Here is a 22853-nt window from a genome sequence, read left to right as displayed (position 1 = left end):
GGGTCCTTTCAAAAAACGGATTCCCGGCGGGTCCGGGACGGGGACAGCAAAAATTGCGGCTATTGAACAACCGTCGTGTAGGCAACCACGCCGCGCCGGATCAAGCCGATGGCCGCACTGCACAACCGGGAGAACTCCCGCTCCATTCCCGGCACCTTGCCCAGCTGGTCCAGCAGGTCCACCACCTGTTTGGTCCAGCGCACAAAGTCGCCGGCCGCCAGTTCGGTGCCCTTGAGTGCTTCCTGCAGGGACCGGCCCCTGGCCCATTTGTACATGGGCCACACCAGCCCGAGTTCCGGCTCCCCCGTCAATGGCAGCCGGTGGGACTCCTCGGCGTCCTCCAGCACGGACCACAGGCGCACCACGGCTTCCACTGACGTTTCCAGGCTGACGCTGGGCATCCGGGGCCGGGTGCCGCCGTCGTCCCGCTTGGCCTGGAAGACCACGGCGGAGGCAAAGGCGGCCAGCTCGGCGGCGTCCAGGTCGCCAAAGGCGCCGTCGCGCAGGGCGAGGGCTATGAGCAGGTCCTTTTCACCGTAGACGCGCCGCAGCCGCTGGCCGTCGGGGCTGGGACGCAGGTCACCGGCGTCGTCCGTCTCTACAAAGCCGTAGGCGGCGAGCAGGTCGGTGACCCGGTCAAACGTCTTGGCAATGGTGTTGGTGCGCTGCGCGATGGCACGGACCAGGCCGTCGGTTTCGCGGCGCAGCTTCCACCAGCGCTCGGACCACCGGGCGTGTTCCTCCCTGTCCGGGCAGCCGTGGCAGGGGTGCGCACGCAGGGCCCTGCGCAAGGTGTCGATGGCTTCGTCCTGGCTGCGCGCGGAGTCCGGAACGGTGAACGCGGATGACCTCTCCGGGCGCAGGGACCCGCTGCCGGCCACGGCGTCCTGGACCTGCTGCGCCAGGTTCCGCCTGTCCTTGGGCAGCTTCGCGTTGAAGCCCTTGCCGATGCGCACGCGGGCCACCGAAACGGCAGGGCCGTCGAGTTCATGGATGCCCAGGCGCCGCAGTTCCCTGCCCGCCGTCAGGATCCCGGGGCGCGGCTCGCGGGCGTGGGGATCGGACTCAAGTACGACGGCGGGCCCCGGGTTCCGGCCGGCCGGCACCATCACCACATCCCCGGGACGCAGCGTGGCCAGGGATTCCGCCACCAGAGCCCGGCGCTGCTTCGCCTTGGTCCTGGACGCGCCGGATTCGTGGTCGGAAAGTTCTCGGCGGAGCTTGGCGTATTCGGTGAAGTCGCCCAAGTGGCAGCTCATGGCCTTTTCGTAGCCGGCAAGGGACTCCTCGCGGGAGCGTACCTGGCGGGCGAGGTCCACCACTGACCTGTCGGCCTGGAACTGCGCGAAGGAGGATTCCAGGATGTCCCGGGTGCGGCGGCGGCCGAACTGGGCCACCAGGTTCATGCTCATGTTGTAGGTGGGCCGGAAACTGGAATTTAGCGGGTAAGTGCGCCGGGAGGCCAGCCCGGCGACGGCGGTGGGGTCCGTGCCCGGCTGCCACAGCACCACGGCGTGACCCTCCACATCGATGCCCCGGCGCCCGGCCCGTCCGGTGAGCTGGGTGTACTCCCCCGCCGTGATGCCCACGTGGGCCTCACCGTTGTACTTTTCCAGTTTTTCCAGCACCACGGTGCGGGCGGGCATGTTGATGCCCAGGGCCAGCGTCTCGGTGGCAAAGACCGCCCGCACCAGCCCGTCGGCAAACAGCGACTCCACCACTTCCTTGAAGCTGGGCAGCATGCCGGCGTGGTGGGCGGCCAGGCCCCGCAGCAGCCCGTCGCGCCAGCCCCAGTAGCCCAGGACCTCGCGGTCCGAATCGGGCAGATCGGCGCATGCGGCGTCGACGCGGCGGGCGATTTCCTCACGTTCGCCCGGGGTGGTGAGCCACAGGCCGGCGGCGGCACATTGCTCCACGGCGGCGTCGCAGGCAGCGCGGGAGAAGATGAAGGTGATGGCAGGCAGCAGGTCCCGGCTTTCCAGCGCTCGGATTACCTGCGGCCGTGAAGCCCGCTTGACCATTCCGCCGTCGGACGGCGCGTGGCCGGCGAAGGATCCGCCGCCCCTCTTGTCCCTGCCGCCCCTGCGGTCCCGCCGGCCCGGCCGGGATCCGTAGCCGCCCCGGTTTGGGCGGCCCGATTCGCTGCGGGCCAGCTTCAGCAGTTCCGGATTGACCTTGAAGCGCCCTGCCGCGGTGGTGGCGTCCGCCCCGTCCCCAAGTTCCGCCGCGATCTCGTCGAAGGACTGGTTGGTGGCGAACAGGTCCACGATGTCACGCTGAACCATGACGTGCTGCCAGAGCGGGACCGGCCGGTGTTCGGAGACCACCACGGCCGTGTCGCCGCGGACGGTGCCGAGCCAGGCACCAAATTCCTCGGCATTGGAGACGGTGGCGCTCAGCGACACCACGGCAACTTCCGTGGGGAGGTGGATGATGACTTCCTCCCAGACGGCACCCCGGAACCTGTCCGCCAGGTAGTGGACCTCGTCCATGACCACGTAGGCCAGCCCGGACAGCGTGTCTGAGTCGGCGTACAGCATGTTGCGCAGCACCTCGGTGGTCATGACCACCACGGGTGCCTCGGAGTTGATGCTGGTGTCCCCGGTCAGCAGCCCCACGTTCCCGGAGCCGTACTTGCGGGCCAGTTCCTGGTACTTTTGGTTGCTCAGCGCCTTGATGGGGGTGGTGTAAAACGCCTTGTAGCCGCGGGCCAGTGCCAAATACACGGCAAACTCGCCCACAATGGTCTTGCCGGCCCCGGTGGGTGCCGCGACCAAGACACCGCGGCCGGCCTGTACGGCACGGCACGCGGTGAGTTGGAACTGGTCAAGGTCAAAGTCATGGCTCTGCCTGAAGGCACCGAAGTCGGTGCCGGCATCCGCTGAATTGTCCTTGGCCGCAGCGTAGCGCTCGGCGGGTGTTGCGGGCTGATTCATCGGCATTCTTCCAGCCTATGCCAGCGCGTGCGGTGCCCGTGACAGGGACAAGCGCAGGCTAGGGGCCTTCGATCTCGGACAAGGGTGAGGCAGTGTCAGCCGTTGCCTCGGTCTCCTGTGTTTTTTTTGCGTTCCTGCGGTCCCGGCGCTTGTCGTTGAGAATGCAGAGGCCGATGGCGCCGAAGTACAGCACCAGCAACGGGATGGCCAGGAAGAACATGGACATGACGTCCGAGCCCGGGGCGGCCATGGCCGAGACAATGGTGACGCCCAAAATGGTGAAGCGCCAGGCCTTCAGGTAGGTCTTCCCCCGGACGAGGCCCACGGCGTTGAGGGCGAACAGCAGCACGGGAACCAGGAAGGCCACACCCATGAACAGCATCAGCTGCATGGCAAAGCGCAGGTAGTCCAGTGCGTCCAGGATGTTGGATCCGCCCGGGGGCGTAAACGACGTCATGGCGCGGACAATGTTGGGCCAGATGATCCAGCCGGCATACACCCCGGCCAGGAACAAAGGCACCGACGCAGCCATGTAGGACAGCGTGTAGCGGCGTTCCTTCTTGGTGAGCCCCGGTGTGATGAAGGCCCACAGCTGGTAGATCCACACCGGCGAGGCGATAACCAGGCCCAGGATGAGCGAGATCTGCAGCTTCAGGTCAAAGGATGTGGTGACCCCGGAATAGTTCAGCGACATGAAGGTGTGCCGTTCCGCGACCATTTGCACCAACGGGGCGGTCAGAGCCGCCATCAACGGCACGTAAAGGATCCAGCCGATGACGATGCCCGGGATCATGGCCAGGGCGCTCTTGAACAGCCGGTTCCTTGCCTCAATCAGGTGTGCCTTAAGCGGCATCCTGCCTTCGGGGTTGGCTTTGCGGCCCTTCGACGCGTTCACCGGCTCTGCGAGAGCTTCTATGACTGGGCGCCGGTGCCCGTGCCGGCACCGTCGCCTGACGTGCTGCCCGGCTGAGTCGGGTTGTTGACGATCTTGCCCTCAACGGGCGGTTCCGGCGTGGCGGCGGGAGCGCCGGCAGGCGGGGTGTCCTTGCCGTCGTTCTTCATTTCCTTGACCTCGGACTTGATGATCCGCATGGACTGTCCCAGGCTTCTGGCCATGCCAGGGAGCTTCGGTGCGGCAAACAGCAACACGACCACAATGATGAGGACAATGATGACAGCCGGGTTCTCAAATATTCTTCCCACGGTTTAACGCCTTTCCTTTTGGTTCATCCTACGTCTTCAAGTGCATTGATGTCGCGCAAGGATTGGAGCTGTCCGCGTTCTTTCCTGCGGGCGACGCGCCGTTGAAGTCGGGCAAAACGCCGTTCTTCCTTGGCAGCTAGGTAATCATCCTTCATTTGTTCCGGTGTTGCAAAGATCGCCGCGCCCGGCACCGCCGTCCGCACTGCCGTCGGCTTTTGTGCAGCGGCACGCTCGCGGTCCGCCCAGTGGGCGCTCAGTTCATCGCCCACTGCCGTGACGGCGTGCAGCGTCTTCGTTCCGTCCCGCCACACCTTCAAGCCCATCAGTACGACGAAGAGCAAGGCCAGCGCCACGAGCGCAACCCAAATTACAATCCATGACCACCAAGGCATAGCTCGAGTCTAGCCATCCAGTCTGGGTGTAGGCGGTACGCTTTCGCCCACAGCGTGATCGCCCGCATAGCCGGCCAGCGCCGCTGCCAGCCAGTCCTGGACCTGGACCCGGACGTTCGCCGGCCCCGCCACCTGCGCGTGCCCGGCCAGCCTGGCCATGAGTGGCGCCACCGTGCTGACATCTCCCACCAGGATCCGCAAGCCCAAAAGCGGCGGCTGCTTCCCGCTGGATGTTTCGTTGGGTCCGCCGGGTTCGGCCGGAACTTCGTGCAGCACGCCGTTGTAGGCCGGTGCCAGGCGGCGGGCCGTGGTGGCGTCAGCCAGCAGCTGGATCTCTGTGTCCCCGGCGCCAGGTGTGTAGGCGCCGTCCGGACGGCCAGGGTCCGGCCGCATGGACTGCACCTGCGGTCCGGCCGCGGCCAGGGACCGGATGTTCTCCACCCTGAAGCTGCGCAGCCCGCCCGCCGTGCGGCACCAGGCGCGCACATACCACGTGGAGTCGATGGAGAAGATCCGGCGCGGTTCAATGATGCGCTCGGTGTATTCATCACGGCGGCGCACCAGGTACTTCATGCCTGCTGCCGTCCGGTCGCGGATCATGGCCTGCAGGGCCGCGATGGTCTCCAGCTCCGTGCCTGTCACCAATTGCAGTGCGACGGCGTCCGCGAGCCAGGCGTCCCGGCCCGCCACGCGCTTGACGGCGTCAATGGCCGTGTGCAGGGAGCCGGCCTCGCTGCTGCCGGAAACGGCTGTCAGTGCTTCCAGGCCGACCAGCAGCGCGCATGCCTCCTCCTGGGTCAGGCGCAGCGGAGCGGAGAGGGTTTCGGCGTCCCGGATGAACACCTGGCCCCGCTCGGTCACGACATCCATCAGGTCTCCGTGCAGGTAGCCGGGCAGGCCGGTGACGCTGAGGGTATCCAGGTCGCGGGCCAGCTGGGCAGGGGCCAGGTTGAATTCGGCGGCAAGTTCTGTTTCGGGAATCCCGGGGTTGGCGACCAGGAACGGCGCCATGGACAGCAGCCTGAGCAGGCGGTCGCGGGAATCGGCCCGCTTCACGGAGCCGCGTTGAACCTCGGGTCCGAATCCGCCGGGCACCACGCCCCGGGCCGCAGCGTCTGCCGCCTGAAGCCGCTGCACCACGGACCGGCGCAGCAAAGCCGGTTCCCGCACAACAGCCTGGGCACCGAGGGAGGCAAGGTCGTCAGCCATCAGTTCGGGTTCCCGGTAGGAGATGGAAAGAAGTTCGGTACCCGGACGTGACCCGGCGCCGGCGATGGCGGTGCCTTCCCGGCTGCGCAGGTGGTGCGCCCCGTCCGTGGGCACCTCGACGAGTGCGCTGGCCGGTTCCCCGGTGCCCAGGCCTTCCAGTACCTGGGCAATGGAGAATCCTTCCGGGCGCTCAAAGTGCCCCGTACTGTCAATGGCCACCTCGGAGGAGATGCGAGAAAGCCGGAAGTTTCTCGGGGCGTCCCTGTCTACGTCAAATCCGGAAAGGTACCACTCACCGTACTTGCTGCCCAGGCCCCAGGGCCGGACGGTCCTGGTGGCGGTTTCTGCGGCACCGGCGCCCCGATAGCCAAAGGACACCGGGTGGCCGTTGCGCAGCGCTGCCCACAGGGGTTCGAAGGCCGGTTCCAGGGTGCGGATGCGGGACTGCACGATGGTGTCGTCGTCGTACCATCCCAGCCCGGCGCGGGTGGCAACCTTGCGCAGGGCGGATTGGGCCGCCTCACTGAAGGCCGCCCCGCTCCACACGTTCGCGGCGACAGCCAGCATCATCATGGACTGTTCGTCGAGGCGGATCTCCGGGACCCGATAGTCGGCCGGGTCGATGCGGTAGAGGGTCTGCTCCTGCTCGTCGTCGTCAAAACTGGTGGCGGAGATGATGGGAATGCCCACCTGGCGCAGGGTGTCCTTGTCGCGCTCGAACATGCGCTCAAAGGCCACCTGCAGCTTTTCCTCCCCGTCGGCGGTCCGGCCTGAGCCGGCATAGCCGTTGACGTTCTGGCGGATGAACTTCCTGCTCCGTCCGCGCCGGGTCCCCAGCAGCGCTATGACCAGGTTGAGCAGGCGTTCGACTGAATCGATTTTCGTTGGCACCCCACCAGACTACTGGGCGGCCGGGCAAATCCATGCTCCATGCCAACGACAACACCGGCCCCCAAGAAAAACCTGGGGGCCGGCGTCGGACATGGACTGCTGGCAGGTCAGCGCACGCCCACAAGGTCAACCACAAAGATCAACGCTTCGTTGGGGCCGATCGCTCCGCCGGCGCCGCGCGAGCCGTAGGCCAGCTCGGAAGGGATCTCCAGGCGGCGGCGGCCGCCGACCTTCATGCCGATCAGGCCCTGGTCCCAGCCCTGGATGACCTGGCCGACGCCGGCGCGGAAGTCCAGCGGCGTGCCGCGGCCCCAGGACGAGTCGAACTCTTCGCCGGAGGAAAAGGCAACGCCCACGTAGTGGGTGGACACGGTGCTGCCGGGGACAACTTCGGTACCCGTGCCCTCAATGATGTCCTCGATGACGAGTTCAGTGGGGACGGCGTGGTCCGGGAAATCAATCTCGGGCTTGGTACGGTCGAAATCGCGGGTGCCAAATGACATGGTGCTCCTTGGGTCTGGGGTGTGTGGATTACTTCTTCGCATCAATCTTAACAACAAACACCAGGGGCCCGGCAGGCTTGCCCGAATCCGGGGAGTCGCCGTAGGCCAGCGAGGACGGAATGGTCAGCAAAACCGTGGAGCCAACCTTTTGTCCGGCCAGGCCAAGGGTCCACCCCGGGATGACACTCTGGAGGCTGAAGTCGACGGGCGCGCCTTTGTCAAAGCTGGAATCAAACTTCTTGCCATCCGACCAGGTCCAGCCGGTGTACAGCGCGGAAACGGAGTCGGTGGCCTTGAGGACCTCGCCCTTGCCCTCCGTCAGGACCTGCACGGCCATGTTCGCGGGTGCGGCCTTCTTCGGGACGGTGATGCTGGGAATGCCCTTGGCGTCAAACTTTGCCGTGGGCAGTCCACCGGACTTTTCCAGGGCCAAGACGTCCTTGGCGCTCATGAGCTTGGCCGGATCCTTGGCGCTGGTGATCTGGAAGACGCTCATGGCGGCACCCCTGGCGGGCTGCGCCGCGGCGGTGGCCGTAGCTGCCACGGCGGGCGTGGCCGGGGTGCCATAGGCAATGTAGGCGCCGACCTTGGCACCGGTGAACGTGCTGTCGACCAGCGGGAACTGGCTCTTGAAGGTCTCGCTCAAAGTGATGGTGCTGCCGGCGTCCTGGGTAAAGTTCTCTCCGACGGTCTTTCCGGTGGTGGCATCCATGGCAATCTCGTGGAAGTCAACCACCTGGCCGTCCTTGACGGCAGCACCCGTGCCGTCCTTGACGATCTTCATGGACTCGGCGGTGATTTTCAGCGGCGACACAAAGGTGACCTTCGGAGCCTTCTTTTTGCCCTGGTCGGCCACCTTGACGGAGGAGAGCACTTCGGCATTGGCCGGCGGAATCGAGACCGAGGCGCCGGCGGTTGGGGAGTCACCCGGCTTCGCCTGTGTTCCCGCGCCACACGCGGTCACCACCAGCAGCAGGGGAAGGAGCAGTATAAGAAGTCGGCGCACAGAGAACACTTTCGATGGCAGGAATCGTGGGGATATCAAGGCCCCGCCTCCTATTGGGGCTCTGGGACCCGTTCAGCCTATCTCCCAAAGCTGAACAAAAGCTGTCCGTCCCTACTGCGTTGCGTCCTGGCCCCGCATCCCTGCCAGTGTTCCGGTCTCAGTAGTCTGGCCTCAGTAGTCCGGCCTCAGAGACGCGATCAGTTCATCGACGCGTTCGTCAGTGTTTTGGAACGGGTCCTTGCACAGGATGGTCTGGTGGGACCGGTCGTTGAGCTTGAGGTGCACCCAGTCCACCGTGTAATCACGGCCGGAGTCACGGGCCGCCTGGACGAAGCGGCCGCGCAGGTGGGCCCGCGTGCTGGGCGGAGCCTCGTCGACGGCGCGTGCAATGGCGTCGTTGCTGGTGACGCGTGCCGTGGCGCCGCGGCGTTCGAGCACGTTGAACAGGCCACGCTGTGGGGAGATGTCATGGTAGCGCAGGTCCAGCTGTGCCACGTTGGCCGAGCCCATGCCGACGTCGTGCCGGGCCGAGTAGGCTGCCAGCAGCTTGAGCTTGATCGCCCAGTCGATTTCGGTGTCGATGGCCGAATAGTCCTGGCTTTCGATGGCGTTCAGGGTGCGTTCCCACAGTTCGAGGATGCGCGGGACCAGCTCGTTGTGGGCGCCGTGTGAGCGGACAAAGCCGGTGACCTTCTCCAGGTAGTGGCGTTGGATGTCGATGGCGTTCATGGTGCGGCCGTCGGCCATCTTGACGGCGTGCTTGCCGGTGAGGTCATGGGAAATTTCGCGGATGCTGCGGATGGGATTTTCCATCCGCATGTCCGTCATGATGGTGCCGGCCTCGATCATGCGAAGGATCAGGTCCACGGTGCCGACCTTGAGCATCGTGGTGGTCTCGGACATGTTGGAGTCACCCACGATCACGTGCAGGCGGCGGTACAGCTCCGCGTCGGCGTGGGGTTCGTCGCGGGTATTGATGATGGGGCGGGACCGGGTGGTGGCGGAGGAGACGCCTTCCCAAATGTGGTCGGCGCGCTGGGAGAACGCAAAGTGTCCGCCCTGCGCGGCGCCGAGCACCTTGCCCGCGCCGGCAATGAGCTGGCGGGACACCAGGAACGGGATCAGGATGTCGGCGACGCGGTTGAATTCACCGCGCCGGGTGATCAGGTAGTTCTCGTGGCTGCCGTAGGAGTTGCCGGCGGAGTCAACGTTGTTCTTGAACAGGAAGATCTTCCCCGAATAGCCTTCCAGTGACAGCCGGGCCTGCGCCTCGGTGACGAGGTCGTTCAGGATCAGCTCGCCGGCCCGGTCGTGGGCAATGAGCTGTTCCAGGCCGTCGCATTCGGCCGTGGCGTATTCGGGGTGCGAGCCCACATCCAGGTACAGGCGTGAGCCGTTGGGCAGGAACACATTGGAGGAACGGCCCCAGCTGACCACCTTCCGGAACAGGTAGCGGGCCACCTCCTCGGGTGACAGGGGGCGCGAACCGGGCGCCGAGTAGGCAATGCCAAACTCCGTCTCGATGCCAAAGATGCGACGGTCCACCGCTAGGCCTTTCCGCTGGAAGTGAGAATGTGCGCCACGTCCGCTTCGGGCAGGCGACGGAAAGCCCTTTGCGTGCCGCGCACTTCACGCACATCGCGTTCCAGCACGGCCACTTCCAAGCTGGCCGCGTCCAGCGGCTCCGGCTGCCCCGGACCGGCGGCCGCCTCGCGGGGGGCCCGGAGTGCGGCAACGGCCCAGGAAAGCGTCAGCGCCAAGTCGGCGCCGCCCCCCCACACGTCGGCGAGCCGCTGTTGGACCAGGCCCGCCTGGCCGCCCATGGCCAGGAAACCCTGTTCGTCGGCGATGGAGCCGTCAAAGGTGAGCCGAAAGATATGGTCCATCGCCTGGGTGGGTCCGACCTCAGCCACGGCCAGTTCCACTTCGAAGGGCTTTTGTTCGGCGGTAAAGACGGTGCCCAGGCTTTGCGCGTAGACGCTGGCCAGCCCGCGTGCAGTGACGTCGGCACGGTCGTAGGAATAGCCGCGCACGTCCGCATAACGCACTCCGGCCTGGCGCAGGCTTTCAAACTCGTTGTATTTGCCGACGGCGGCGAACCCGATGCGATCGTAAATCTCGCCTATCTTGTGCAGTGTGGGCGAGGGGTTCTCGGCCACCAGGGCGATGCCCCCGGCAAAGCTGACCACCACCACGGAGCGGCCGCGGGCTATGCCCTTGCGGGCAAAGTCGGCACGGTCCTTCATGATTTGTTCGGGGGAAACATAGAACTGTTGTGACATCTCAGGCCTCCCTTCCTTCGGCGGTCCGCCGGTCCACGATGCCGTGCACCACCGAAGCCAGCGTTTCGGCCGGGACCCGGGTGGCGCCGTCGTCCGTCACCACGTAAACAATGGGCCAGAGCTTGCGGACCAGGTCGGGGCCGCCGGTGGCCGAGTCGTCGTCCGACGCGTCAACAAGGGCCTCCACCGCCACCTCGACGGCACCGGCCTGGTCCATGTCCGGGCGCCACAGTTTCTTCAGGGCACCGCGGGCAAAGACGGAGCCGGAGCCCACGCTGTGGTGTTCGAGTTCCTCGTACCGGCCCCCGGTGACGTCGTAGGAGAACAGCCGCCCCACGGAACCGTCCGTTTCGACGCCGGCAAACAGCGGCACCACGGACAGGCCCTGCAGCGCCATGGGCAGGTTGGCGCGGATCATGGCGCCGAGCCGGTTCGCCTTGCCCTCCAGGCTGAGCAGCGTGCCTTCGATCTTCTCGTAGTGCTCCAGTTCCACCTGGAACAGGCGCACAATGTCGATCGCGATCCCGGCGGTCCCGGCGATGCCCAGCACCGAGTACCGGTCCGCGGGGAACACCTTCTCAATGTGCCGGTTGGCAATCATGGTGCCCATGGTGGCGCGCCGGTCCCCGGCCATCAACACGCCCCCGGCAAAGGTGAGCGCCACAATGGTGGTGCCGTGCGGGGTGGGGGGCAGCTGGCCGGCGGGCAGGGACCGGCCAAACGGCAGCAGGGCCGGGTTGCTTTGCGTGACGAAGTCAAGGAACGACGACGACGCGCCTGCGGCTTCCAGCGACGGGATGGCACCCCTTTGGTGGAAGTCCACGGAGCCTACTGTCCGCCCTTTTGGACAAATCCGCGCACAAATTCCTCGGCGTTTGATTCCAGCACGCCGTCAATTTCATCCAGGAGGTCGTCAACGCCGGTCGTGGCAGCCTGGCCGGCCCCGGAATCCGGAGCGGGCGTGGGTAGCGGGGCCTCGTCAAGTTGTTCTTCCTCGGTGCGGGAGGAGACGTTCTTTTGTTCCTGGGAAGCCATGATGTGTCCTTATGCCTGGTAGCCGGTCGTTCTCCTCCATCCTGCCACGGCCGCACCTGGAATGCGCTGTGTGGCGTGGCCTGTGTTTGGCAGGCTAGTGTGTTCCGGCGAGCAGCCGGCCCAGGAAGGTTGCCGCGTCCGGGCTGGTCTCAAAGAGCGCGCCCGTGAGTTCCTTCGTGCCGCGCAGCGGTTCCTTGGTGGGGATGCGCTGGAGCCGGCGCTGGTTGGGCAGTTCAAAGATGACCGAGTCCCAACTGGCCCCCACCACATTGGCCCCGTACCGCTGGATGCATTGGCCCCGGAAGTACGCCCTGGTGTCCTCGGGCGGCTGTTGGGCGGCCCGTGCGATGGATTCGTCGCTGACCAGGCGTTCCATCTTGCCCAATTGCAACAATTTGTAATACAGGCCCTTTTCCGGCCGGATGTCCGACCATTGCAGGTCAATGAGCCCAAGCCGGGGATCGTTCCAGGCCAGGGCGTCCCGGGCACGGTACTGCTGGAGCAGGTTCAGCTTGGCCACCCATTCCAGCTGCGGGGCCAAGGCCATGGGGTCGGTGCCCAACCCGTTGAGCACCTGTTCCCAACGTTGCAGCACGGCGGCCGTGTGCCCGTCCCCCGTATCGGGGTCCGAGGAACCGTTGGCCGCGGCATGAGCCGTGGCGGCCTTGAAGTAGCGCCACTGGATGTCCAGGGCTCTGATGCGCCGGCCGTTGGAGAGCAGGTGTGTCCGGGCCAGCTCCCAGTCGTGGCTGACGTCCTGGAGGGTGGCAACGGGATCGGCCAGCTGAAGTTCCGGGCACGTGCCGTGTTCAATCATGTCCAGCACCAGTGCCGTGGTGCCGAATTTCAGGTAGTTGGAGACCTGGCTCAGATTGGCGTCGCCGATGATGACATGCAGGCGCCGGTACTTTTCAGACGTCGCATGGGGCTCGTCGCGGGTGTTGATGATGGGCCGGCGGATGGTGGTTTCCAGCCCCACCTCGGCCTCAAAGAAGTCGGCCCGCTGGCTGATCTGGAACCCGGTTCCGGCCCCGTCCTGGCCGCGTCCCACCCGGCCGGCGCCGCAAATGAGCGCGCGGGTGGCAAAGAACGGGGTCAGTCCGGCCACAATGGCGTTGAACGGCACCGCCCGCGGCATGAGGTAGTTTTCGTGGCTGCCGTAGGAGACGGACTTGTTGTCCGTGTTGTTTTTGTACAGGTTGATGGCCGGCAGCCCCGGTGTGGCGGCGATCCGGCGGACCGCAGCGAGCGCCACAAGGTCCCCGGCCGCGTCCCAGCGGACGGCGTCCAGGGGGTTGGTCACCTCGGGAGAGGAATATTCCGGGTGGGCGTGGTCAACGTAGAGCCTGGCGCCGTTTCCCAGCACCATGTTCATCATCAACGGCCCCGACGGCTCCAGGGTCTCGCCGCCCTCCAGTGCGATCTGGGCGGCCGTCAACTCGGGCTCGACGTCGGTGAGCTGGCTTGGGTCCGCCTGGCTGCGGGGCACGGCCCAGCCGCGGGCATCTGCCAGCGGGTCCTCATCGGTGTAGTCCCAGCGGGTCTCCCCGCCTGCCGCGGCGCGGTGCCCGGTCTCGCGTGAATAGGCGTGGACCACCTGCGTGGACAGCCACGTGGCGTTGAACGTGTTGGTTCCGGGGGTGTGGATGCCGTATTCGGTTTCCGCCCCCATGACCCGGCAAACGCTCATAGGTACTGGCCCGTGTTGTGGACTGTTTCCAGGGTCCTGCCCGGCACCTGACCTTCCTTGCTCTGGACAATGGTGCGGATATACGTGATCCGTTCGCCCTTCTTCCCGGAGATCCGGGCCCAGTCGTCCGGGTTGGTGGTGTTGGGCATGTCCTCGTGTTCACGGAACTCGTCCACCACGGCCCGAAGCATGTGCTCGATCCGGATGCCCCGCTCGCCGCTGAGCAGCAGGTCCTTGATGGCGTATTTCTTGGCCCTGTCCACCACGTTTTGGATGACGGCGCCGGAATTGAAGTCCTTGAAGTACAGCATCTCGGTGTCGCCGTTGGCGTAGGTGACTTCCAGGTATTCGTTGGACTTGTCCGTGGCGTACATGGCCTCGACAGTGCGCTGGATCATGGCGTCGACGGTTTCCTGCAGGCTGCCATTGTTCGCTTCAACGTCGAAGCGGTGGAACGGCAGGTCCGTGGTGACGTACTTGGCAAAAATGTCGGCGGCAGCCTCGGCGTCGGGCCGGTGGATCTTGACCTTCACGTCCAGCCTCCCGGGACGCAGGATGGCCGGATCGATCATGTCCTCCCGGTTGGAGGCGCCAATGACAATGACGTTGTCCAGCCGTTCCACGCCGTCGATCTCGCTGAGCAGCTGGGGGACGATGGTCGTTTCCACGTCGGAGGAAATGCCTGTGCCGCGCGTGCGAAAGAGCGAGTCCATCTCATCAAAGAAGACGACGACGGCGCTGCCGTCAGCAGCCTTCTCGCGGGCACGGCTGAAGATGAGCCGGATTTGGCGCTCCGTCTCCCCCACGTACTTGTCCAGCAGTTCCGGGCCCTTGATGTTCAAAAAATAGCTCTTTTGGTCCTTCACGCCGGAGCGTTCCGCGGCGCGCTGGGCCAGCGAGTTCGCCACGGCCTTGGCGATGAGCGTCTTGCCGCAGCCGGGAGGGCCGTACAGCAGGATGCCCTTGGGTGCCTTGAGCCCGTGCTCGCGGTACAGGTCCGGGTGCAGGAAGGGCAGTTCCACGGCGTCGCGGATTTGTTCGATCTGGGAGGCCAGGCCGCCAATGTCGGCATAGGAGATGTCCGGAACCTCCTCCAGAATCAGGTTCTCCACCTCGGAGCGCGGGATCTTTTCCAGCGCGTAGCCGGTCTTGCCTTCGACCGTCAGGGCGTCGCCCACGCGCAGCCGTTCCTCCTGCAATGCCCCGGAGAGCCGGACCACCCGTTCGTCGTCGGAACGGCCGGTGACCAGCACGCGGTCGGTGCCCAGCAGCTCCTTGACCGTGACCACCTCGCCCACCCGTTCAAAGCCAAGCCCGGCGATGATGGTAAACGCCTCGTTGAGCAGCACTTCCTGGCCCACGCGCAGCTGGCCGATCGGCACCAGAGGGCTAACGCCCACACGCATCTTGCGCCCGGACGCGTAAACGTCGACGCTTTCCTCGGTGACGGCGACGCCCGCTCCGGCAGTGCCGGCGGCGGCCGGCCCTGCCACTGCGCGCGGGTGCAGCGCCACCACGGTGCCGAAGCCGTACGGCGGCTGGCCATCGTCCTCCAGGGCACTGCGCAATTTCTGGATTTCAGCCTTGGCGGTCTCGAGCACGGTGACGAGCCTGGTGTTGTTTTGTGTGGCCGTGGAGAGCTGCCGGTCCAGGTTGCGGGCCTTGTCGCGCAGTACGTTGAGCTGGCGCTCCAGCACTGCCAGCTGGCCGGGACCTGCCGCGTACGGGAACGCCCCGGGCGCCGGTGGTTCGGCCGCGCCGTGGCCGGCTGGATTGTTCGTTGCGTCGCTCATGATGCTGTGTCCTTCCGCAAGGATCCGGTGGCGGTGCGGCCGGGGGCCGGCGCTCCGCTGCTACGTGCTGCAGATAGCCAAATGCTTCTACTACTGACCTTACTGGTCGCCTGGGCCACCGGGTGTTTCGGTGGCGGCATTTTCATTTTTGCTCTTGGTGCGCTTGGTTTGCACGGTGGAGGCCGCGTCGCGGGCGGCACGGCGGAGCTTGCGGTCGGAAACGGCACGCTCCCCCACAGCCTCCGGCGTCCAGTGGCTCAGGTCTTCGTCACTGAATTCGGCCTTGGCCTTCTTCTTCAGGTTCAGCCCTGTCACCCCGTCGGCCAGCCGGCGGGTGACCATGAGGAAGCCGGTGTGGGCCACCATGCGGTGGTCCGGCCGCACGGCCAGCCCTTCCAGGTGCCAGCCGCGCACCATTGATTCCCACGCATCCGGCTCGGTGAAGCGTCCGTCGGCGCGGATGGCCTCCGCTGTCCGGGAAAGCTGGGTGACCGTGGCAACGTAGTTGACCCAGACGCCTCCGGGGGCCAGCACGGTGGCCACGGCATCCAGGCACTCCCACGGTGCCAGCATGTCGAGCACCACGCGGTCTATGCTGCCGGGCGCCTCCTGGGCCACCACCTGGTCCTGAAAGTCCCCTAGGGAGATCTTCCAGGCAGGGTGCGGGCCGCCGAAAATGGTCTCGACGTTGCCGCGGGCGATGTCGGCAAACTCCTCGCGGCGTTCAAAGGAATGCAGGTAGCCGGAGTCCCCCACGGCGCGCAGCAGCGAGATGGACAGGGCGCCGGAGCCGACTCCGGCCTCCACCACCCGTGCGCCGGGGTAGATGTCCCCCATGGTGATGATCTGGCCGGCGTCCTTGGGGTAAACCACTGCGGCGCCGCGCGGCATGGACAGCACAAAGTCGGAGAGCAGCGGACGCAGGGCCTGGTACTGCTGCTCCACATTGTTCTCCACCACGGAGCCTTCCACCTGGCCGATCAGCAAATCGTGGTTCAGGAAGCCCTTGTGCGTATGGTAGGCCGTTCCCGGCGTCAGCGTGATGGTGTTCATCCGGCCGCGCTCATCCGTCAGCTGCACCCGCTCGCCGGAACGGAAGGGCCCGCGGCGGGCTGCCGCGCCGTGCGGTTCGCCGGTTTCGGCCGTGCCGGGTGTGGTGCCTGTGTTGTTGTTGTTTTCGCTTTGGCTCATGCGTGGTGTCCTAACGGGCGTCGTGGCGCGAAGTGATGTTGGTGCGGGGTTTTGTGGTGCAGGTGCAGGCGGCGATGCTATTTTCCGGTGATGGCGGCAACCACCTTTGCCTGGCTGAGCAGTCCCGTCACCCGGCCCCGGGCGTCGATGACCGCGTACTCTGTATCCGGGAGCTGGGACAGGTACTGGACCAGTTCCTCCCCGAAGGCGGATTCCGGCACAAAGGCCCCGGCCGTCAGCGAGCGGGCCACCGCGTTGGCGGGCGTTTGGCCGGCTGCGTGGGGCGGCACCGCGGCCAGCGCATGTTCGTCGACGACGGCGGCAGGGCGGCCGTCCGCCGAGCACAGCACGATGGGTTCGTTGGGATACCGGGACCTCAGTGTCCACAGCTGTGCAACACTGCAGTCGATGGCGGCGCTGACGGCAGGGGCCGCCAGCGCCGAAGCGTTGATGGCGGGCAGGCGCAGCCGGATGGCGGCACCCTTGATGGACGCCGACGCCCCCATCCACAGGAAACCGGCCAGCAGCACCACAATGAACGTGGTGGTCAGGTCCGGCTGTGTGCCGCGCACATAAGGCAGCACCAGGACACCCACCACAATCAGCACCACGATGATGCGCCCGGCCCAACCGGCAGCCAGGGTACCCTTTTCCTGGTTTCCCGTGGCCTTCCATACGATCGATTCCACCAGCCGGCCGCCGTCCAGCGGCAGGCCGGGCAGCACGTTGAACAGGCCGATGAGCAGGTTGGCCCAGATGAAGATGTTGGCCAGCAGCAGCACGATTGACCCTGAGAGGGATGTTGGATTCGAGGCAGCCAGCTGCAACGGCCACGCGAGTCCGGCCAGCACAAAGTTCGCGACAGGCCCCGCAAAGGCAACCACGAGGGCCCGGCCGGGTGTGGCTTTCGTAAAGTCGAATTCAGTGTGCCCGCCCCAAAGGTTGAGCACAATCTTGTGGGTGGGCCAGCCGTACACCTTCGCGGCGACGGCGTGGCTCAGTTCGTGGACAAACACCGAGAACAGCAAGAGAAGGGCGTAGGCAAAGGCCACCAGATAGGCGCCCGCGCCCAGCGACGGACGCGCGTTCAGAAGTTGCGGGCCAAACACGATCACGGTGAACCCGGCAATCAGGAACCACGAGTACGCCAGGATGATCGGGGTACCACGTACGGAGCCCAGCACAATACCTTCGCGCCGGGGCGCCTTCCCGGTGGCGGAACTGCTCACAAGGCGGCCCCGGCGGGACCGCCACTTGCGGCCAAAACAGCGGCAACGTCGTCGTACGTCCGCCCTGCAAGGGTGTGCCAGGTGGCGCGCCCCGCGTCCTCGGGCAGCGGCACCACATGCGGTATTCCGATGGTGGCCACCTGCGCCGCCATGGCGGACGCGACGCCGGGAATGGAATCCTCCAGGGCCACGCAATCGCCGGCCGTGAGCGTCGGATCCGTTTCGCGCAGGATCTCAATGGCGGTCAGATACGGCTCCGGGTGGGGCTTGCCGCGGCGCACCTGGTCCCCGGTGACGAGAAATTCAAAGTATGGTTCATCGAGCGCATTGACGATCTCCTGCGCCAGGGGGCGTTCGCTCATCGTCACCAGCACGCAGCGCACGCCGCGGCCGTGCAGCTCGGCCAGCAGTTCCCGGGCACCGGGGCGCCAGGGCAGCTTCCGCCGCACCCCGGCAACCACTTGGGCGGAGAGGTGCTCCACGATCTCACGGACGGACAGTTTCACGCCAAGGCCCTGGAAGATTTCCGCGGATGATTCCAGTGCGTTGCCCACCAGCGTGGTGGCCATTTCTTCGTCCCACTGGCCGCCGTGGGCGGCGACCAGCTCGATTTCAGCGGCAATCCAGTAGGGCTCGGTGTCCACGAGCGTGCCGTCCATGTCCCAGAGGACGGCCTTGAGTGCGGGGGACGTGGCGGGTGTCGGCGCAGCACTGGATTCCAGCGCAGTACTGGATTGCAGCGTGGCGGCAGGGGGTAAATGCATGCCTCCAGTCTACGTGGCCCGGCGCGGCGCATTACTTCCGCAGCGCGCCTGCGGGCGGTTTGCAGTGGCGCAAATCGCTGTGCGACGTAGGCTGGAGGCGTGACGACTGAGAACAACGGCCAAGCCGCAGACTTCCACCGCCTGCTCGGCCCGGCCGGCGGCGGCGGACGTGCCACCGTGATGATGGCCGCCTTCGAGGGGTGGAACGACGCCGGCGAGGCGGCCAGCGATGCCCTGAAGTACCTGCACCGCCTGTGGGGAGCCAAGCGCGTTTCCGTCATCGAACCTGACGAATATTACGATTTTCAGTTCACCCGGCCCGAGGTGCGCCGAACCGCCACGGGGGCCCGCAAGATCAAGTGGCCCGTGACCAAGATTGCCAAGGCGACCATTCCGGGCACGGACGTCGATGTGATCTTTGTGCACGGCATCGAGCCGTCCTACCGCTGGCGCGCCTACACCGCAGAGCTGCTGGCGAAGGCGTCGGAACTGGACGTGAACTATGTGCTTTTGGTGGGCGCGTTGCTGGCCGATGTCCCGCACTCCCGTCCCATCCCGGTGACCGCCACGTGCGACGATGACGAACTGCGCGAACGCCTGGACCTGCAGGCCAGCGAATACGAGGGCCCCGTGGGCATAGTGGGCGTGCTCAATGAGCTGTCGCTGCTGGCCGGGCTGCCCACCATTTCGCTGTGGGCGGCCGTGCCGCACTATGTTGCGCAGGCACCTTCGCCCAAGGCAGAGCTGGCGCTGCTGAACAAGATCGAGGACTTCCTCCAGGTTGCGCTGCCCACGGGCGAGCTTGCCGACGACGCCCAGGCCTGGGAGCGCGGGGTGAACGAGCTGTCGGCCGGTGACGCCGAAATCGCCGCCTATGTGCACCAGCTGGAGGAAGCCAAGGACACCGAGGACCTCCCGGAGGCCACGGGCGAGTCCATTGCCAAGGAGTTTGAGCGCTACCTGCGCCGCCGCGGCCGCGACCAGCCGTAGAGCGCGACCAGCCATAGAGACAGCCGCCCGGGGTATTGAGGTTGTCGAGATCCCGCGCCGGAGTCGGTATTTTTTGTAGTCCGGCGTCAGGGAGGCCCGGAGGCCGCCCGCGGACGAGGACCGGAAAGCCGGACGGAAAAATGCCGACTCCGCCGCATGCTTCTAACCAGAAATTAGAGCTCGACGCCGAGCAGCGCTTCAATGGCGTCCGACACCAGCGCGGCGTCGCGCTCCGAACGTTCCTTCTCCCCTGCAAGTGCCTGCCGGGCCCAATGGTCGACGGCGGCCAGCGCCCTGGGTGCGTCGAGGTCGGCCGCCAGCGCGGCCCGGATTTCTCCCACCACCGCGGTTGCGGAGCCTTCCGGGGCGGCATCCACGGCCTTGCGCCAGGTAGCCAGCTGCTGTTGCGCATTCTTTAGCAGGGAGTCGGTCCAGCTCCAGTCGGAGCGGTAGTGGTTGGCAAGGATGGCCAGCCGGATGGCGGCCGGTTCCACGCCGTCGGCGCGCAGCTTGGAGACAAGGACCAGGTTGCCCTTGGACTTGCTCATCTTTTCCCCGTCGAGGCCCACCATGCCCGTGTGCGCGTAGTGCCCGGCCATGGGGACGTGGCTGAGGGCGAAGGCGTGCCCGGCGCCCATCTCATGGTGCGGGAAGATCAGATCGGAACCGCCGCCCTGCACGGTGAAGGGCTCGGGAAGGAAGCGCTGGGCGATGACGGTGCATTCAATGTGCCAGCCGGGGCGGCCTTCGCCGAGGGAAGCGCCGTCCCAGCTGGGCTCCCCATCGCGGGCCACGCGCCACAGCAGGGCGTCGAGGGGATGCTTCTTGCCGGCGCGGCCGGGGTCGCCGCCGCGTTCGGCGAAAACGGGGAGCATTTCCTCCTGCGTCAGCCCGGACACCTGCCCCAGCCACCAGGGGCCTTCGATGCCGCCCTGATCCGTGGCGGCGGACGCGGCTTCCACGGAGAAGTAAATGTCGCCGTCGGGCTCGCCGCCGGCGCCGGCGACAGGGTACGCCAGGCCGGACTCAACCAGCTTCTGGACCTTCGGCACAATCCATTCGATGGCCTCAACGGCCCCGATGTAGTGGTTGGGTGCCACGACATTGAGTGCTTCCATGTCCGCCTGGAACAGGGCAGTCTGCGCGGCGGCCAGCTCTCGCCAGTCAACGCCGTCGCGGGTGGCACGTTCCAGAAGGGGATCATCCACGTCCGTGACGTTTTGGACGTAGCTGACGGTGCGGCCGGCGTCGAGCCAGGCCCGGTTCAGCAGGTCAAAGGCGACATAGGTGGCTGCATGGCCCATGTGGGTGGCGTCGTAGGGGGTGATGCCGCAGACGTAGAGGCTCGCCAGGTCTCCACCGGGTAACGCGATGACGCGATTTTCGGTCGTTTCATGGAGAAAAAGCTCCGAGATGGCGCCGGGGAGTTCAGGAACAGGACGGGATTTCCAAGTTTTCACATCCCCCAGCCTAGCGTCCGGGGGGCCCCGGGTGAGCGCAGCGAGTTTGGGGAGGGCGCGACGGCGCTGGCGTCCGGGGGGCCCCGGGCCAAGTCAGGCTGTGATGACGCCCAGGCCCAGCAGGATGAACAGCAGCAGGCCAAGGGCAATCCGGTACCAGACGAACGGGCGGAAACTCTTCGTGGAGATGAATTTCAGGAACCAGCCAATAATGAGATATCCCACACCGAAGGCGATGACCGTGGCCAGCGCAATCTGGCCGATGTTGAAGGGCCCCTCCGCACCTTCGTGCTTGCCCAGCACTTTGTAGAGTTCGTACAGGCCACTGCCGAAAACGGCGGGGATGGCGAGCAGGAAGGAGTACCTGGCGGCGGCTTCACGGGTGTAGCCCATGAGCAGGCCGGCGGTGATGGTGCCGCCGGAGCGGGACACGCCCGGAATCAGGGCCAGGGCCTGGGCGAATCCGTAGATGATGCCGTGTTTATAGCTGAGGTCCTTAAGTTCACGCTCCTGGCTGGCCACGGAGTCCGCCACGGCCAGGATCAGCCCAAATACGATCAGTGTGCACGCCACAATCCACAGGTTGCGCAGCGTCGATTCAATGTAGTGCTGGAAGACCACGCCGAGTATGGCGATGGGGATGGTGCCGATAATGACCAGCCAGCCCATGCGGACGTCGGGCGTGTCGCGCGGGACGGATCCGCGGAGGGAACCGAACCAGGCTTTGATGATGCGCACGATGTCACGCCAGAAAAAGACCAGCACGGCGGTTTCGGTGCCGAGCTGACTGACCGCGGTAAAGGCTGCGCCGGGGTCCTCACCCGTTGGCAGGAACTTGCCGACAATAAAGAGATGGGCGCTTGAGGAAATGGGGAGGAATTCCGTCAGGCCTTGGATCAGGCCCAGGAAGGCCGCTTCAAACCAGTTCACGGGCTTTAGCCTAAAGCATCCCGGCAGCGGGCCGCGGTGACCGCGCCGCAAAAGCACCGCCGTGTTCCCCGTAAGCTGGAGCGCATGGAACAACGATTCGTGGGCACCAGCGGACTGCGGGTGTCCGCACTGGCACTGGGCACCATGGCATGGGGACGGGAAACCGACGCGGAAACCGCCAGCGAGCAGCTGCGCGCATTTGTGGACGCGGGCGGAACCACCGTGGACACGGCCATGAGCTACGGCGAGGGCCGCAGCGAGGCCATCCTTGGCGAATTGCTCGGCGACGTGGTGCCGCGCAGCGATGTGGTGCTCGTTTCCAAGGCCGGCGTCAGCCACCGCGGCGGCAGGCAGATGGTGGATACCTCGCGTCGGGCCATGCTGGCCAGCCTGGATGCAACATTGGCACGGCTGGGAACTGACCACCTGGACCTGTGGCTGGCCCACGTCTGGGACGAGAACGTTCCCCTGGAGGAGACCCTGAGCGCCCTGGACCTGGCCGTTTCAACGGGCCGTGCCCGGTACGCCGGGGTCTCCAACTACACCGGCTGGCAGCTGGCGCGGGCCGCGACGTTGTCTGAAACCGCCCTGGTGGCCAACCAGGTGGAGTATTCCCTGTTGGCCAGGGGTGTGGAAGATGAAGTGATGCCCGCCGCCGAACATGTTGGCAGCGGCGTGCTGTGCTGGGCCCCCCTGGGCCGCGGCGTGCTGACGGGGAAGTACCGCGGGCAGATACCTGCGGATTCCCGTGGCGCCAGTGAAACCATGGGCAGCTATGTGGAGCCCTACTTGAAGGGCCGGCCGAGCCGGATCACCGAGGCCCTGGTCACCGCGGCCAAGGGCCTTGGCCGGCCTCCCCTGGACGTGGCATTGAGCTGGGTTCTTGACCAGCAGACAGTGGCCGGCGCGGTGGTGGGGCCACGCACCACCGAACAGCTGGAGGAAATTCTTCAGTCCTCCCTGGACCCGCTGCCGGAACAGATTGCCACGGTGCTCAATGAAGTATCCGGCTGACCGGGCGTCAGCCGTCGATGGGGTCCAGGTCGTCGTCGAGGGCCTCGCCTGAGTCGTCATCGTCAAAGCCTGCCTCGTCCTCGCCGTAAATGACCAGCGGGGTCACCTCGTCAAATGCATCAAAAAGCGCTTCCTCATAGACTTCAAAGGCATCAATGATGCCGAGGAAGGTCGCTTCCACAATGGGGTCTTCCTCTCCACGGCGTGCCGAAGCCGCAATCAGGTGTTCCTCGAGGGCGGTGGTCAAGGCACTCAATGCTGCACGCGGATCAATGCTCATGCGCACGACGCTACCAGTGTGTCTGCCAACATGAAAGACCCCTGGCGGGCACTGG

At 65.9% G+C, this 22853-nt stretch carries 21 protein-coding genes; 2 read left to right on the top strand and 19 right to left on the bottom strand.

The window, feature by feature from the left end:
* Positions 1–59: 59 nt before the first annotated feature.
* The 16 genes from CVV68_RS14860 to CVV68_RS14785 all read right to left on the bottom strand — a co-directional run bounded on the left by CVV68_RS14860 (position 60) and on the right by CVV68_RS14785 (position 18124).
* Complete coding sequence (locus tag CVV68_RS14860) at positions 60–2942, bottom strand: DEAD/DEAH box helicase (RefSeq protein ID WP_438502645.1); 2883 nt, start codon at positions 2940–2942, stop codon at positions 60–62.
* A 52-nt stretch (positions 2943–2994) separates the two neighbouring features.
* Positions 2995–3789, bottom strand: coding sequence for a twin-arginine translocase subunit TatC (tatC, locus tag CVV68_RS14855; protein WP_110501777.1), 795 nt, complete (start codon positions 3787–3789; stop codon positions 2995–2997).
* A gap of 59 nt (positions 3790–3848) precedes the next feature.
* Positions 3849–4139 carry a Sec-independent protein translocase subunit TatA gene (gene tatA, locus CVV68_RS14850; RefSeq protein ID WP_110501776.1) on the bottom strand — a complete coding sequence of 97 codons (291 nt, stop codon included), beginning with the start codon at positions 4137–4139 and terminating at the stop codon, positions 3849–3851.
* Between the two features lie 23 nt (positions 4140–4162).
* Positions 4163–4492 carry a hypothetical protein gene (locus CVV68_RS14845; RefSeq protein WP_245933557.1) on the bottom strand — a complete coding sequence of 110 codons (330 nt, stop codon included), beginning with the start codon at positions 4490–4492 and terminating at the stop codon, positions 4163–4165.
* Positions 4493–4540: 48 nt separating this feature from the next.
* Positions 4541–6631: a WYL domain-containing transcriptional regulator gene (locus tag CVV68_RS14840; RefSeq protein ID WP_110501774.1), complete on the bottom strand. Its 2091-nt coding sequence runs from the start codon at positions 6629–6631 to the stop codon at positions 4541–4543.
* A gap of 107 nt (positions 6632–6738) precedes the next feature.
* Positions 6739–7134, bottom strand: coding sequence for an FKBP-type peptidyl-prolyl cis-trans isomerase (locus CVV68_RS14835; protein ID WP_110501773.1), 396 nt, complete (start codon positions 7132–7134; stop codon positions 6739–6741).
* A 28-nt stretch (positions 7135–7162) separates the two neighbouring features.
* On the bottom strand, positions 7163–8140 hold the full coding sequence (locus CVV68_RS14830) for an FKBP-type peptidyl-prolyl cis-trans isomerase (RefSeq protein WP_170133192.1): 978 nt from the start codon (positions 8138–8140) through the stop codon (positions 7163–7165).
* Between the two features lie 171 nt (positions 8141–8311).
* Positions 8312–9685: a Pup--protein ligase gene (gene pafA / locus CVV68_RS14825; protein WP_110501771.1), complete on the bottom strand. Its 1374-nt coding sequence runs from the start codon at positions 9683–9685 to the stop codon at positions 8312–8314.
* A gap of 2 nt (positions 9686–9687) precedes the next feature.
* Positions 9688–10422: a proteasome subunit alpha gene (prcA, locus tag CVV68_RS14820; RefSeq protein ID WP_110501770.1), complete on the bottom strand. Its 735-nt coding sequence runs from the start codon at positions 10420–10422 to the stop codon at positions 9688–9690.
* A 1-nt stretch (position 10423) separates the two neighbouring features.
* Complete coding sequence (gene prcB / locus CVV68_RS14815) at positions 10424–11221, bottom strand: proteasome subunit beta (protein ID WP_110501827.1); 798 nt, start codon at positions 11219–11221, stop codon at positions 10424–10426.
* A 29-nt stretch (positions 11222–11250) separates the two neighbouring features.
* Positions 11251–11457, bottom strand: coding sequence for a ubiquitin-like protein Pup (locus CVV68_RS14810; protein WP_110501769.1), 207 nt, complete (start codon positions 11455–11457; stop codon positions 11251–11253).
* Positions 11458–11551: 94 nt separating this feature from the next.
* Entirely contained in the window at positions 11552–13129 is a 1578-nt protein-coding gene (gene dop / locus CVV68_RS14805; protein ID WP_281268295.1) for a depupylase/deamidase Dop, read from the bottom strand.
* A gap of 14 nt (positions 13130–13143) precedes the next feature.
* Positions 13144–14940 carry a proteasome ATPase gene (gene arc / locus CVV68_RS14800; RefSeq protein WP_110501767.1) on the bottom strand — a complete coding sequence of 599 codons (1797 nt, stop codon included), beginning with the start codon at positions 14938–14940 and terminating at the stop codon, positions 13144–13146.
* Positions 14941–15039: 99 nt separating this feature from the next.
* Complete coding sequence (locus CVV68_RS14795; RefSeq protein WP_110501766.1) at positions 15040–16131, bottom strand: tRNA (adenine-N1)-methyltransferase; 1092 nt, start codon at positions 16129–16131, stop codon at positions 15040–15042.
* Positions 16132–16208: 77 nt separating this feature from the next.
* Complete coding sequence (locus CVV68_RS14790; RefSeq protein WP_245933556.1) at positions 16209–17360, bottom strand: site-2 protease family protein; 1152 nt, start codon at positions 17358–17360, stop codon at positions 16209–16211.
* Positions 17357–18124, bottom strand: coding sequence for an HAD family hydrolase (locus CVV68_RS14785; RefSeq protein WP_110501765.1), 768 nt, complete (start codon positions 18122–18124; stop codon positions 17357–17359). Before CVV68_RS14785 ends, CVV68_RS14790 begins: the two co-directional genes overlap by 4 nt.
* 141 nt (positions 18125–18265) lie before the next feature.
* Between CVV68_RS14785 and CVV68_RS14780 the strand changes: the two genes are divergently transcribed.
* Positions 18266–19114, top strand: coding sequence for a PAC2 family protein (locus tag CVV68_RS14780; RefSeq protein ID WP_245933564.1), 849 nt, complete (start codon positions 18266–18268; stop codon positions 19112–19114).
* A 173-nt stretch (positions 19115–19287) separates the two neighbouring features.
* Here CVV68_RS14780 and mshC read toward each other — a convergent pair whose 3' ends face one another.
* Both mshC and CVV68_RS14770 read right to left on the bottom strand, forming a co-directional pair.
* Positions 19288–20574 (bottom strand): cysteine--1-D-myo-inosityl 2-amino-2-deoxy-alpha-D-glucopyranoside ligase, encoded by a 1287-nt coding sequence (gene mshC, locus CVV68_RS14775; RefSeq protein ID WP_110501764.1) that lies wholly within the window; start codon positions 20572–20574, stop codon positions 19288–19290.
* 93 nt (positions 20575–20667) lie between these two features.
* Complete coding sequence (locus tag CVV68_RS14770) at positions 20668–21504, bottom strand: undecaprenyl-diphosphate phosphatase (protein ID WP_110501763.1); 837 nt, start codon at positions 21502–21504, stop codon at positions 20668–20670.
* An 84-nt stretch (positions 21505–21588) separates the two neighbouring features.
* Between CVV68_RS14770 and CVV68_RS14765 the strand changes: the two genes are divergently transcribed.
* A complete protein-coding gene (locus tag CVV68_RS14765) occupies positions 21589–22518 on the top strand; it encodes an aldo/keto reductase (protein ID WP_110501762.1) in 930 nt (309 codons plus the stop codon).
* Between the two features lie 7 nt (positions 22519–22525).
* Here CVV68_RS14765 and CVV68_RS14760 read toward each other — a convergent pair whose 3' ends face one another.
* Positions 22526–22798, bottom strand: coding sequence for a hypothetical protein (locus CVV68_RS14760; protein ID WP_110501761.1), 273 nt, complete (start codon positions 22796–22798; stop codon positions 22526–22528).
* Positions 22799–22853 lie beyond the last annotated feature (55 nt).

The sequence above is a fragment of the Arthrobacter livingstonensis genome (genome assembly GCF_003219815.1).
GTDB lineage: Bacteria > Actinomycetota > Actinomycetes > Actinomycetales > Micrococcaceae > Specibacter > Specibacter livingstonensis.
This window is presented reverse-complemented; position numbering and strand designations above follow the sequence as displayed.